The sequence below is a fragment of the Neobacillus sp. WH10 genome, from assembly GCF_030123405.1.
Classification (GTDB): domain Bacteria; phylum Bacillota; class Bacilli; order Bacillales; family Cytobacillaceae; genus Neobacillus.
Window position 1 is genome coordinate 4,364,315 of the sequence record NZ_CP126110.1, and the last position, 12,439, is coordinate 4,376,753.

General features: G+C 37.3%; 13 protein-coding genes. 8 read left to right on the plus strand and 5 right to left on the minus strand.

What is annotated here, in order from left to right; genetic code table 11:
• Positions 1-261 precede the first annotated feature (261 nt).
• Positions 262-1,131 (plus strand): alpha/beta hydrolase, encoded by an 870-nt coding sequence (locus tag QNH20_RS21365; protein WP_283919948.1) that lies wholly within the window; start codon positions 262-264, stop codon positions 1,129-1,131.
• Between the two features lie 162 nt (positions 1,132-1,293).
• Here the strand turns inward: QNH20_RS21365 and QNH20_RS21370 are convergent, their stop codons facing one another.
• Positions 1,294-1,896: a cell wall hydrolase gene (locus QNH20_RS21370; RefSeq protein WP_283919949.1), complete on the minus strand. Its 603-nt coding sequence runs from the start codon at positions 1,894-1,896 to the stop codon at positions 1,294-1,296.
• 355 nt (positions 1,897-2,251) lie between these two features.
• Between QNH20_RS21370 and QNH20_RS21375 the strand changes: the two genes are divergently transcribed.
• The 4 genes from QNH20_RS21375 to QNH20_RS21390 all read left to right on the plus strand — a co-directional run bounded on the left by QNH20_RS21375 (position 2,252) and on the right by QNH20_RS21390 (position 5,504).
• The gene (locus tag QNH20_RS21375; RefSeq protein WP_283919950.1) at positions 2,252-2,698 is read left to right on the plus strand and encodes a Dps family protein; all 447 of its coding nucleotides are present in this window, start codon (positions 2,252-2,254) and stop codon (positions 2,696-2,698) included.
• 139 nt (positions 2,699-2,837) lie between these two features.
• Positions 2,838-4,148 (plus strand): FAD-dependent oxidoreductase, encoded by a 1,311-nt coding sequence (locus QNH20_RS21380; protein ID WP_283919951.1) that lies wholly within the window; start codon positions 2,838-2,840, stop codon positions 4,146-4,148.
• A gap of 130 nt (positions 4,149-4,278) precedes the next feature.
• Positions 4,279-5,130 (plus strand): tetratricopeptide repeat protein, encoded by an 852-nt coding sequence (locus tag QNH20_RS21385; protein ID WP_283919952.1) that lies wholly within the window; start codon positions 4,279-4,281, stop codon positions 5,128-5,130.
• Between the two features lie 278 nt (positions 5,131-5,408).
• A complete protein-coding gene (locus QNH20_RS21390; protein ID WP_283919953.1) occupies positions 5,409-5,504 on the plus strand; it encodes a YjcZ family sporulation protein in 96 nt (31 codons plus the stop codon).
• A 303-nt stretch (positions 5,505-5,807) separates the two neighbouring features.
• Here the strand turns inward: QNH20_RS21390 and QNH20_RS21395 are convergent, their stop codons facing one another.
• Positions 5,808-7,454, minus strand: coding sequence for an acetolactate synthase large subunit (locus tag QNH20_RS21395; protein ID WP_283919954.1), 1,647 nt, complete (start codon positions 7,452-7,454; stop codon positions 5,808-5,810).
• Between the two features lie 72 nt (positions 7,455-7,526).
• Here QNH20_RS21395 and QNH20_RS21400 point away from each other — a divergent pair, with 72 nt between their 5' ends.
• Entirely contained in the window at positions 7,527-8,417 is an 891-nt protein-coding gene (locus QNH20_RS21400; RefSeq protein ID WP_283919955.1) for a DUF2935 domain-containing protein, read from the plus strand.
• 12 nt (positions 8,418-8,429) lie between these two features.
• Here the strand turns inward: QNH20_RS21400 and QNH20_RS21405 are convergent, their stop codons facing one another.
• Positions 8,430-8,855, minus strand: a complete 426-nt coding sequence (locus QNH20_RS21405) for a disulfide oxidoreductase (protein ID WP_283919956.1) — start codon at positions 8,853-8,855, stop codon at positions 8,430-8,432.
• A gap of 2 nt (positions 8,856-8,857) precedes the next feature.
• On the minus strand, positions 8,858-9,565 hold the full coding sequence (locus tag QNH20_RS21410; RefSeq protein WP_283919957.1) for a DsbA family protein: 708 nt from the start codon (positions 9,563-9,565) through the stop codon (positions 8,858-8,860).
• 198 nt (positions 9,566-9,763) lie between these two features.
• Here QNH20_RS21410 and QNH20_RS21415 point away from each other — a divergent pair, with 198 nt between their 5' ends.
• Together QNH20_RS21415 and QNH20_RS21420 are read left to right on the plus strand one after the other, a co-directional pair.
• The gene (locus QNH20_RS21415; RefSeq protein ID WP_283919958.1) at positions 9,764-10,825 is read left to right on the plus strand and encodes a lactonase family protein; all 1,062 of its coding nucleotides are present in this window, start codon (positions 9,764-9,766) and stop codon (positions 10,823-10,825) included.
• A gap of 122 nt (positions 10,826-10,947) precedes the next feature.
• Positions 10,948-11,652: a DUF421 domain-containing protein gene (locus QNH20_RS21420; RefSeq protein WP_283919959.1), complete on the plus strand. Its 705-nt coding sequence runs from the start codon at positions 10,948-10,950 to the stop codon at positions 11,650-11,652.
• Positions 11,653-11,734: 82 nt separating this feature from the next.
• Here the strand turns inward: QNH20_RS21420 and QNH20_RS21425 are convergent, their stop codons facing one another.
• Positions 11,735-12,190 carry a VanZ family protein gene (locus QNH20_RS21425; RefSeq protein ID WP_283919960.1) on the minus strand — a complete coding sequence of 152 codons (456 nt, stop codon included), beginning with the start codon at positions 12,188-12,190 and terminating at the stop codon, positions 11,735-11,737.
• Positions 12,191-12,439 lie beyond the last annotated feature (249 nt).

Sequence of the window (12,439 nt, forward strand, 5' to 3'; positions counted from 1 at the left end):
TAATAAAAAATACAGGTAAGGCATTAAAAATTCGTTAAATTTTTCGAATTTAGTTATTTCCCTTTACTTCGCTATGATACATTTATTCATAGTGTCTGTTTCCACTGTTTACACAGCCTAAGTCAGCTTTCTTGGCTGCAAATCCTCTATCTTATTATCCAGGTAACTAAAAGAATATTTTAATCGTTATTGTTCACATTAATTAAGGAGTAATATTTTTGTGTGGCGATTATTTTAGGAAGAAGTGTGTGAAACCGAAAGATGAAAACAACAATTGTATACAAAAGCACAGATAGTTTTGAGATTATGGCTGATTTTTATCCTGTTTCCTTAAAAAATAGCCCAGTAGTCCTCTATATTCACGGCGGCGGTTTGTTTTGGGGCTCACGCGAGGATATGAAGAAAGAGCAGATTGATTTGTATCTTTCTGCAGGTATTAATGTATTCTCAATTGATTATCGATTAGCGCCCGAAACGAAACTATCTGAAATTATTGCAGATATCGCTGACGCGCTAAAATGGCTCGAAAACACAGGACATCAGGAATTTAGCTACGATCCAAGAAATATAGCAGTGATTGGAAGTTCAGCAGGTGCCTATCTGGCCCTAATGACAGGGACATTTAAAAACAACCCAAAAGCAATTGTCTCATTTTACGGATATGGTGATATTACTGGAGACTGGGCAGCAAAACCGAGTCCTCACTATCAAAGAATGACAGTCGTACCGAAAGAGCTGGCAAAAATGCTCATCTCAAATAAGGTTATTACAGTCGGACCGATTGAGAAACGATATGCTATTTACATGTATGCTAGACAGCAAGGAGTTTGGATTGAGGAAATAAGCGGTATAAATCCATTAATAAAGAAGGATGAACTGGCAAAGTATTGCCCACTTCAATCTATCAATCCTGAATATCCACCAACCTTGCTTTTGCATGGAACCATGGATGAAGATGTTCCGTATGAGCAATCCGTTCTTATGTCAGATGCGCTGCAAACAGCTGGAGTGGAAAATAAGTTAATTACAATTCCTAATGGCAAGCATGTATTTGATGAGGATTGGCAAAACCCGGTGGTCAAAGAAGCCTTTACTGAAGTCATCCAATTCTTACGGAAACATCTTGGTTAAACAATGGCTAACTTCAGCCCTTGTTTTTCCTTATTGACAGCATGATTATTTCTTGTAAAAAGAAAATAGATATAAAAAAGCAGTGGATCCCATTTTTTTGGAATCCACTGTTTTTTTGTTTAAAATACTTTTTATTAGATAAACTATACATTATATAGGAATTTATTTTGCAAAACGGTGGTTACCAATCGTTACGGTTACTTCACGTGATAAAATCCAATTACTTGAAGATGTTTTTGGATTGTAGAAAAATAATGACCCTTTCCCTTGTCCTCTGAATGCTAAAGCTTCATTCACAGCCTGTTTTGAAGCTGCATCTGCTGGTTGATTGATCTGACCATTTTGGACAGGAGTAAATGCATAGTGTCCATTAGATATTTGATAAATTACTTCCCTAACAGAATTCGGAAAATCGGGACTTGCAACTCTGTTCAAGATTACTGTAGCAACAGCTACTTTCCCAGCATAAGGTTCTCCAACTGCCTCTGCACGAACTAGACGTGCCATTAAATCTTTTTCTGCTTCAGTAATAGTAGAATTAGGGATTACTAGATTTTGACCAACATTTAGAGCACTACTAGTTGCATTGTTTGCTTTCATTAAATTAGTAACTGGAACTCCGAACTTAGTAGCAATTTTCCAATACGTTTCACCAGATTGCACTTTATGTGTAGTCGTTGCTGCTTCAGTTGTACTATTTAACGTAAACGCTGACATTGATAAAATTAATCCAGATGCAATTACTAGCTTTTTAAGTTTATTCATTTTATTACCTCCTGTTAGTGTGTCCGTCTCTCTACTACTAAGGCTATCAGTTGTAACATTCTTATTCACCGACCAATAAATGGTAATGCATTTCCAACTAAAAGGAGACCTGCCATAACTGTGTTTCTCTATTAATTGGAATAATCAACCATTTTATGCTTTTTTCCTAATAATCCCTCGCGTGGATAGTTAAGGCTCCATTATTACACTGTGTTGCATGCTTGTAATATAACTAAGGCCGCTGTTCCCCCGAAAACTTCACTAAATTGACAACAAATTCCTCAAATTGATACAGGATTCCATATTAAACTTTGGTAATAATATAAAGGAAGGCAATCTAAAGGAGGTTTTTTTAGTGGAAAATCATTTAGTGAGTGTATTAAACAAGCAAATTGCGAATTGGTCAGTAATGTATATCAAGCTACATAACTACCACTGGTATGTAAAGGGAGGACAATTTTTCACCCTGCACACTAAATTTGAAGAATTTTACAATGAAGCAGGACTGCATGTCGATGAATTAGCAGAACGTCTGCTGGCAATTGGCGGAAAACCTGTAGCTACCATGAAGGAATGCCTTGAAATTTCATCGATTCAAGAAGCAACCGGTAATGAAACTGCTGATGAAATGGTTCAGTCCATCATTAATGACTTCTCAGTTATCATTGGTGAATTAAAGGAAGGCATGAGTTTTGCAGGGGAATTAGATGATGAAACAACGGGAGATATGTTACTTGCAATTCATTCGGGTCTAGAAAAACACGTTTGGATGTTAACAGCATTCCTTGGTAAATCACTATAAGTATTTAAAGTCCAACACTTCACATTGTTGGACTTTTCCTCTTTATTTAAATTAGAATGATTATCAAAAAGGTTTGACTTTTATTTAGTAATTACATTATTATTAAAATAAGAAAAAATAATTTTGGAGGTTTGAGAAAGTGTCCAAACATGAAGTAATCGTTTATAGCAGTACTGGATGCCCCTATTGTGAAAAAGTAAAATCGTTCCTAAAGGATCATGGCGTTGAATTTGAAGAACGCAATGCTTCCATACATAAAGAATATTTTGATCAATTAAAAGAACGGAAAATATATGGAACCCCGGCAACCCTAATTAATGGGAAGCTAGTCCTAGGCTTTCAAGAGAAAAAATTAAACAAGCTTCTTGGACTTTCACAAGAGGAAAACACTGCACCTGCTGTAGTAACGGTGCCTGACACCAAAAACACTACAGACGCAGTAAATTTGGTGTCTGACACCAAAGGAGAGATTACTGATAGGATTTTCCAACCTGTTAATGAAAAGGTCCTTTCTGATGTGTATGATTTTGTGACAATTGGCGGCGGGCCTGCAGGTGCCTCTGCTGCTGTTTATGCTGCTCGTGGGAAATTAAAAACACTCGTCATTGATAAAGCCCCAAAAGCAGGAACGCTGGCGATTACCCATAAAATTGCGAACTATCCGGGGGTTCGCGAGGAATTAACAGGCTTGGAGCTATTAACGAGAATGCAAGTACAAGCAAAAGACTTTGGAGCAGAATTTGTTCGCTCAACGGTTCTATCCGTTGATTTTTCAGATGAAATAAAGAAAATTGAGGTTGCTGAGGGAACCATTAAAGCGAAAAGTGTTTTTATTGGTGTTGGTGCCAAAGCCCCATCCAATAAAATTAAGGGTGAAGAGGACTTCACTGGCCGTGGCGTAAGCTATTGCTCAACCTGTGATGCAGCCTTTTATCAGGATCTGGTTGTTGCCGTTGTCGGTGATAATGATGAAGCCATTCATGAAGCTGACACACTGGCTAAGTACTGCAAAACGGTGAAATTATTAATTCCATTTGAGCAATTAAAAGGGAATGCAGATCTTACCTCACTAGAAAATAATCCGAAGGTAGAAATCTATCGCCGTCATCGAGTTCGAGAAATCGTTGGAACAGACAGCGTTGAGAAAATTGTGATTCTTAATGATAAAAAAGAAGAACAAGAATGGCATGTTGATGGAGTTTTCTTATACCTTGGCGGTATGAAACCAGGCACAGACTTCTTAAAGGACGCGGTAAAAAGGGATGAAGAAGGCTATGTCATGGTAGATGATCACTTGCGTACGAATGTAGATGGTGTTTTTGCCGGCGGTGATGCCCGAAGGACCCCAATAAAACAAGCTGTCATTTCTGCTGCAGATGGGGCAATTGCTGCTTTAAGTGCCGAGCAGCATGTCAATAAACGCTCAAAGCTTCGCCCGCAATACAGTTAAGATAGTGAAAGGACATCTGCCCACTCTAAATTAGGGCAGGTGTCCTTTTTTAATATTGTCAGATTCTGTCGTAAACTGTACAATTTTAACTAACATCCATCCTATCAAAAGGACTAACGGGGGAATTGAAATGAAAAGACTCACACTACTTATCCTAACTGCACTTATCCTTTCGGCATGTACTCCAAAAGCCTATACAGAAAGTTTTGCTGATGGAAAAATCGCATTGCAAAAAGGAGACTATGATCAAGCGATCAATAAATTTGAAAATGCTTTAGAAGAGAAAGAAACGGCTGAAGCAAAAAATTATCTTCATTATGCTCAAACCTTACTAGAAAGCCGTAAACTATACCACGGCGGGGACTTTGATGCTGCCATCAATTCGATAAATAAGCTGTTAAAAGAGAATTCTTCTGAAAAATTAGATGGGAAAGTCAAGAAACAAGCTAATACACTCTTAAAAGAAATTCAACAGGCAAAATCGGTTTCGGAAACAATGAAAGAAAAAATGACAAAAGGAAAAACACTTTTAGAGGACAGTCAGTTTGATCAAGCAGCTGCGGTTTTTAAAGAAATTGCTGAAACAACTAATTTACCTGACGTTGCAGAAATTGAAACAATGGCAAAAGATGCTGCTGCGTTACTTACCGAAACTACGAAAAAGAAGAATGCCGCTGAGCAGGAAAAACAGCAGCAAGAAGAGGCAGGGAAAAAGAAAGAAGAAGGAAAGCAAAAACAGGAAGAAGCAAACAAGACACTTACACATGAACAAGCGGTGGATTTAGTAAAAAAGCATCTTAACATTACATCTGAACAAAATGTAAAAGTTGTTTATGATCATGATGCTGATAATGGAGACTACGTAATCCATGTATATGAATTTGTTGTTGATAATCCAAGTACTGGCGAAGGTCACACTACAACTTGGGGCTGGTACGGTGTAAACAAACAAACCAAAGCTGTTTATGATATGATGCAATAATATATAAGGCTGAACCAATGTGCAGGTAAAGAGTTCAATTATAGGTACTAAACGAACAATGGAATGAGAAATGACGTGTGAATTGGCACACGTCATTTTCTTCTTTTACAAAATCATTTTTAACGACTTTTGAGGACAGCCTTTGGCTTCAGATCCCTACGTTCCCCCTCAATTTATCCGTTCCTTTACCTCCTTTTTTTCTATACTGTGCACTTGTCCATTTCAAATCTTTTGATACATGCATACATTATAATTATTTGACGGAGGAGGTGATTAATATGTCTGGACACATTTCCAGCAACTTTGCTTTAATTGTTGTGTTGTTTATCCTATTGATCATTGTTGGAGTTTCTTTTATTGGCGGTATGTACTAATCTTTAAACAAACTGCTCCAAGAAGTAAGGAAAGAGCGGAAACCCATTGGTTTGACCGCTCTTTTTTATGCTTACATATTAGATTGAAAAATCGGATCTTTTAGCTGCTGTGTTATAGTTCCTCAAGAATTGAAAGTCCATTGTTGTTGCTATTTAGATTTTTGTTACCTTGCAAATAACCCCGGTATTCGGAATATCCCCTTCCCCGCTGCCAGGTGGTTTTCGATAACCAAAATCAACGATGTACACCACATAAAAATATTAGGTGTGCTTGGTCATCATTCATTAACTTTTCAATTAACCTCATTGCACTATGGTATCAATCAGCACAATTTCACCTTGCGAATTCATTGCTTCTATTAACATTGCTTCAAATTCATCCAAGTTAGTTGCTTTCATTCCTCTCGCTCCGTAGCTTTCTGCTAACTTAACAAAATCCGGATTGGTAAAAGTAACCCCGAAACTATCGCCAAACTCTTTCCTCATTGTATCGACTTCGAGCTTCAGCATCGAATCATTCAATAAGATGATGACAAAAGACACTCCCAGCCTTTTGGCGGTTTCTAGTTCAGAAAAATTCATTAATGCCCCACCATCCCCGGTAACACAAATGACTGTTTTTTCAGGAGCAGCTAATTTTGCCCCGATTGCACCTGGGATAGAAATGCCCATGGAGGCAAAACCATTTGAAATAATTAGTTGTTTCGTATGCTTTGGTTGATAGGTTCTTGCAATCGTAACTTTATGTGAACCTACATCTGAAATAACGATTGTTTGCTTAGTCTGAACTCTTTCAAGTACATGTAAGAGTGTTTCAATTGTTAAAGAAGAATCTGTATTTCCTTTTTCAACAATTGAATAGGACTCTTCAATACGACTCTTTAATCCTCCCGAGGGCTGCCAAGGTTTTGCTTTTAGGTTATTGGCTAGAAAAAGGGGCAGTGTTTCTTTAAGGTTGCCTACTAACTCAACATGAACGGGATAATATTCATCAATATCTGCTACTGTTGCTGCAATATGGATAACCGGCACTTTTTTCTTATTCCATTCCGACGGAAGCTTTTCGACCATATCGAAACCAATTACGATGAGTAAATCTGCTTCCTCAAATCCCCGAAGGACATAGTCTTTTTCCATAAACCCAAATGTGTAAAAATTTTGCGGGTGATCTTTAGGTAAAATACCTTTGGCCATAAAGCTTGTTGCAATCGGCGATCCTAGCTGCTCAATAAATGACTGAACTTCCAAGACAGCATCTTGGCGGATTACTCCATTTCCGACAATGATAAAGGGACGGGCGCTTTGGTTAAGTACTTGAGCGGCCAGCTTTATTGCTTCAGAAGCTGGCACACTTTTTGGCAGGCTTTTAACGGCTAATGGCTTTGTAATCACATTTTCGGCAGCAATATTTTCAGGTAATTCAATCACCACAGTTCCTGTTTTTTCTTCAGTTGCCATTCGAAAAGATTTTCTGATGATTTCAGGAATTGTATTTGCTGCTTTTATTTGTATAGACCATTTCGATACAGATTCGAAGACCTTTTGGATATCAATATACTGATGAGTATTTTTGTGCTGTTGATCTAACCCTTTTTGACCGGTTAAAGCGATGACTGGTGAATGATCTAAATTTGCACTTGCTATTCCTGTTAATAGATTTGCTGCCCCAGGTCCAAGCGTTGCCAGACAAACTCCTGGTTTTCCGGAGATACGGCCATAAACATCCGCCATGAATGCCGCCCCTTGCTCATGGCGTACAGGAATATAAGTAATTTTTTCTGAAGCGGACAACGAATCGCCTAAATCAATCACTTCTTTCCCAATTATCCCAAAAACGTATTCCACGCCTTCATTTTCTAAACAACTCACGACTAAATCTGTTGCTTTCATTTCTGCCTCCACATGAATAGTTTCTATTACCCCTATTCTTTGCCAAATTTTCATAATCATGAAAGACAGCACCTATCATAAACAAAAATATCTCAAATATAATAAGATATGAGGTTTAAAGGAGGGCAACATATGGTACAGCAACAAGGATTTAGCGGAATCGATAATCAAATGTTAATTGCCCCAGAAACGTTTGCAGCACCTCCCGAATCATTAACAGAGCAAATGTTTATTGAACGTTCGTTAACAGAGAATAAATTTTGGCTGCGGATCATGAAAGAACATTCCTATTTTTTAGGTGAAGGCTTTAATCGGAAGGACAAACATCTTATTCAACAAACTGATCGTTTTTATCATTATTTTGAGGAGCAGGAGAAAAGAGCATACCAAACCCCTAATAATGTAACGGCTGTCCGTAAGTTAAATGAAGATTCAATTCAACTCGTCCTTGGTTTACGGAATTTCAAACGTAATCTGCTCATCTTGATCGTCAATTGTAAGGTCATGGGCTTTAACTTCCCGCTTCTTGTTGACCATATTGCCCGTGAAGCCGAGTACTTTATGAGAACGTTGAAAAAATTTAATGAGGGGATTTTAGATCCAATTCAAGATGCAATTATCAAGGAAAATGTCTTTTGGCTGAGGATTATGATGGAGCATTCACGTTTCATCGCCTCATTGCTTGACCAATCGGAACGAAATTTAGTTAGAGCAGCACTAAAATTTGGTGATGATTTCGAAATTCTTCTTAACCAGGCAAGAGACGTGGAATCGATGTTATATAAGAAAAGCCCAACCTATCCAATAATCGGCAAGCTTAATAAAGACAGTGAAAATGCCGCACAAGAAATACGTGCCTTTAAGCAGGCAGGGTTAGATTTCATCAAAAATTGCCAAATCAAAAATGTTATTGACCCATTGTTAGCAGATCATGTCGTGAGGGAAGCAGATCATTTCCTGCAAATGGTTCGTATACTGGAGGAAAGGTTAAAAGTGAAGCAGCAAGAACAACAAAGAATATAAAAGAAGAAGAGACTATCCGCGGATCGTCTCTTCTTCTTTTAGGCTGCGAGCTAAAACTATCATGCTTATCGTAATAATAATAAATGCAATCAATGCAAGCAATGGAATCGTAATAAATCCAAGCCAATTAATGTAATCCTTCGAACACGGCACCCCAGATGTACACATTTCAAATTGCTGAAGGTAGGGGATTTTTTGTAATAATGTATGATACCCAGATATCAGCACCCCAATGATTGAAAACGGGAGTACATATTGGTAGATTCTTTTATCATTCCGATAGACCGCAATCCCTAGAATAATCGCTAATGGATACATAAAAATCCGCTGATACCAACAAAGAGTACAGGGAATAAAGTGCATCACTTCACTAAAATACAAGCTGCCAAGTGTGGCAATAATTGCAGCTATCCAGGCAAGAATCAGAGATTTACTCATTACTATTTCTTCTCCTTAGAAGCTTCTTCTACCATAGAGATTAAATCATCCATATTCTGTCCTTCGAACTTCTTCCCGTTCACGAAAATGGTTGGCGTGCCAGTAACTCCTAGCTTTTCAACGTAATTCATATCTTTATCCAATGCCTCTTTGGATTTCTCGCTTTGGAAATGTTTCACAACCTTTTCCACTTCTTGATCATTGGCCATTTCCTTTAAAGTGTCAATTAAGAATTTTTCAGTAAACACATCGATTTTTTCATATTGAGGATCTTCAGGCTGCTTTTCAAATAGAAGGTCATGGAATTTCCAAAATGCTTCATTTCCTAGCTCATGAAAAACCGATTCAGCAAATTTAGCAGAGCGTGTAGAATCCACATTGATAAAAGAATCGTTCATAAAATAAAACTTGGCTTTCCCAGTATCAACAAGCTCTTTTTGAATAGTCGGAACGACGCCTTGTGCAAATTCTTTACAATTCGGGCATTTATAATCACCAAACTCAATAATCGAGACTGGAGCAGACTCCTCACCTAAGAAAGGTTGATTACTATAATCGATATTAATTCCTTTTGATTCCTTTTGGTCCTTTGATTGATTACCAAAGACAATGAGCGCTAAAATGCCAACAGCAATCAAACCAATAATCCAGAAAATGAACTTGGATGATGATTTCGATTCAGTTTTCTTGTTTTTGTTGTTATTTGCCATGATCAGACTCCTTTTAATGACGTATATGAAAAAAGGACAACGTTTTTGTCCAGATAATTTAAATATTACCTATCCCAATCAATAATGCAAATAAAAAATCTCTAGTACATAGCTAAAAATACAAATGAGTAGCTTTTAATTAATAGTAGGATATTATTAGTGTAGTTACTAATTTTATCAGTTCAAGGAGTTTAGAAGATGACAAACACGAGTAAAAAGTACATTGGTTATATTGGAACGTATACAAAAGGGGAAAGTAAAGGGATTTACTCTTTTACCTTTGACCCTCATATAGCAAAGATAGAAAATATTAAGGTCGCGGCACAGATAGAAAATCCTACATATTTAACTATCAGTAAGGACCAACGCTACCTTTATTCTGTCATAAAAAAGGGCGAAGATGGTGGTGTGGCTGCTTTTTCCATAAGTGAAGACGGCACTCTTACAGACATTAACAGTGACGTGCTTGCCGGATCACCGCCTTGTTATGTAAGTGTTGACAGCCAAAACAGCTATGTGTTCAGCGCAAACTACCATAAAGGATTAGTCGATTCCCGCATCATTAATCAGGAGGATGGTTCTATCCAGCCCGTGGCGTCTGTGATTAAGCATGAAGGCTCTGGACCAGACCCTCGCCAGGAAAAACCTCATTCCCATTATGTGGAGCTTACACCTGATGAAAAATATCTAGCGGTGGTTGAATTAGGCATTGATGCCCTAATTACATATTCCGTGGAGGATGACGGCACACTTACAAAAGCAAACTTCTTGCCATTAAAAGCTGGCAGTGGCCCAAGGCATTTGGTTTTTCACCCCAATGGTAAGTTTGCTTACATCATGACCGAATTCAGCTCTGAAGTCATCGTTTTAACATACTATGAGAAAGATGGCCATTTTACTGAAAAACAATATATCTCCACATTGCCTGCTAGTTTCACGGAAAATAATCAAGGCAGTGCGATTCATATTTCTTCTGATGGACGCTTTATTTATGCAGGCAATCGCGGACATAATAGCATCGCTGTATTTAGTGTAAACCAGGAATCGGGAGAGCTTAACTTTGTGGAACATGTTTCCACTGAAGGGGATTGGCCGAGGGATTTTGAATTAGACCCGTCCGAAAAATTCATTGTAGCTTCGAATCAGGAATCGGGTAATCTTGTGTTATTTTCACGGGATAAGAATTCAGGCAAGCTTACTTTAATTCAATCAGATATTGCTGTGCCATATCCAGTTTGTGTAAAGTTTTTACATGAATAGGGACCTTACTGGATAAGAAAAATGTCTAACCTGGTTTTAAAAAACCTTTCAGGCATAAGGTGTAAAAAGAGTGAATCCGTGACAATCTAAAGAGGACGTATGTCGTAAAGGATGTGTCCTAATTGCATTTTTTCCATAGCCAGGAATCTTTAACGATATTAGAGTGGATATTAAGAGCAGCAGTCTCTTTTATATTTGTAATCTTAACTGTGAAAATAATGGGTACTCGTGCCATTTCACAATTAAGATTACTTGATTTTGTTATCGCGTTAATCCTTGGAAACATCATTGCCCATCCCTTATCGGACCAAAGAATTGGATTAAAGGGATCAGTGATCACAACAATTATCATCGTAATGCTGTATTTGCTAGGCATTTTTTTGAGTTTAAAATGGCCAGGGCTACGAAAAGCCATTAATTCTGCCCCTTTCCCACTTATTAAGGAAGGAGAAATCCTATATAAAGGGTTAAAACGGGCCAGAATATCAATCGATGATTTATTGGCGGAATTGCGGAAAGAAAAAATTGAGGACGTTAAAAAAGTAGCGTTAGCCTTATGGGAATCTGATGGAGAGATCTCCTTTTTCTTGGACCCGCAATTTGAAGCTATTACACCGTCATTCTATCAGCTTCAAACTGAACCATTTGATCTCCCGCAGACGATAATAAGAGAAGGAAGGATTGACTTTTCTGTTTTGCAACACATAAATAAAGAAGAAGACTGGCTTGTGAACACTTTAAAGTCCCAACATCAAACAGATGTTCATGATGTTTTACTAGCGACTATTGACCGTAAGGCCAGCTTGAACGTATTTTTATATAAATAATTTCTTAATACCTATTAGACCCACATATTAAAAAATTCTTATTCGTGGGTCGGATGATAATTCTGCTACTTCTGTTTCATGATTAAACAGTAGAGCTTATTTTTCTCAAAAATACTCCAAATCGTGAATTTTTATTTATAAAATAACTTTTATGGATAATCCACCACATCACAATGATTCCAATTATGTCCTTAATAAGGTCGCCCATTGAAAAGGTTCTGAATGGAACAAAAATTTGATGTATTTCATCAATCAGGCTATAGGAGACGGAGAGAGTAATCGAGATTAACTCCTTACCTTTTCCAATTTCTCCAAAACTAAGAAAGGCCAAAATAAAAAATAAATAAAGTAAACCGAATTCAAAAAGATGTGCTAGTTCGAAACCAATTCCGATCATGATCAATATAGGCAAACTTATATGGAAAGGAAGATTACCAACTGATTCTGGGTTAAAGAAACTGGACTGGAGCCAAATAAATAACATGTAGCAAATAGGAACAATCCTTAAAAAAAGTCGATTTTTCAAAAAATCTATCATAATATCGTCCTTTGTTTTTATTTTTTGTTAAATATCGCTATTTCAATTTAATATATCATTTTTCTTCTTTATTAATTTTTATAAATTAAAATGACACTCCAAGAAAGTGAGTGTCATCTTGATAGTTTCTATTTATTCCTTAATTACTCAAACTTCGCACCTAAATAATTATGCGCAACACTCGGTTCTTTAGGAATCCTCCCAGATTCTATTTTGTCCTTGACAAAATCCTTTATAAATACAAAAAGC

Excerpts from the sequence above, each read along its gene's own strand:
- QNH20_RS21365 (WP_283919948.1), top strand. The coding sequence starts at position 262 with ATGAAAACAACAATTGTATACAAAAGCACAGATAGTTTTGAGATTATG.
- QNH20_RS21370 (WP_283919949.1), bottom strand. The coding sequence starts at position 1,896 with ATGAATAAACTTAAAAAGCTAGTAATTGCATCTGGATTAATTTTATCA.
- QNH20_RS21385 (WP_283919952.1), top strand. The coding sequence starts at position 4,279 with ATGAAAAGACTCACACTACTTATCCTAACTGCACTTATCCTTTCGGCA.
- QNH20_RS21390 (WP_283919953.1), top strand. The coding sequence starts at position 5,409 with ATGTCTGGACACATTTCCAGCAACTTTGCTTTAATTGTTGTGTTGTTT.
- QNH20_RS21395 (WP_283919954.1), bottom strand. The coding sequence starts at position 7,454 with ATGATTATGAAAATTTGGCAAAGAATAGGGGTAATAGAAACTATTCAT.
- QNH20_RS21400 (WP_283919955.1), top strand. The coding sequence starts at position 7,527 with ATGGTACAGCAACAAGGATTTAGCGGAATCGATAATCAAATGTTAATT.
- QNH20_RS21405 (WP_283919956.1), bottom strand. The coding sequence starts at position 8,855 with ATGAGTAAATCTCTGATTCTTGCCTGGATAGCTGCAATTATTGCCACA.
- QNH20_RS21410 (WP_283919957.1), bottom strand. The coding sequence starts at position 9,565 with ATGGCAAATAACAACAAAAACAAGAAAACTGAATCGAAATCATCATCC.
- QNH20_RS21415 (WP_283919958.1), top strand. The coding sequence starts at position 9,764 with ATGACAAACACGAGTAAAAAGTACATTGGTTATATTGGAACGTATACA.
- QNH20_RS21425 (WP_283919960.1), bottom strand. The coding sequence starts at position 12,190 with ATGATAGATTTTTTGAAAAATCGACTTTTTTTAAGGATTGTTCCTATT.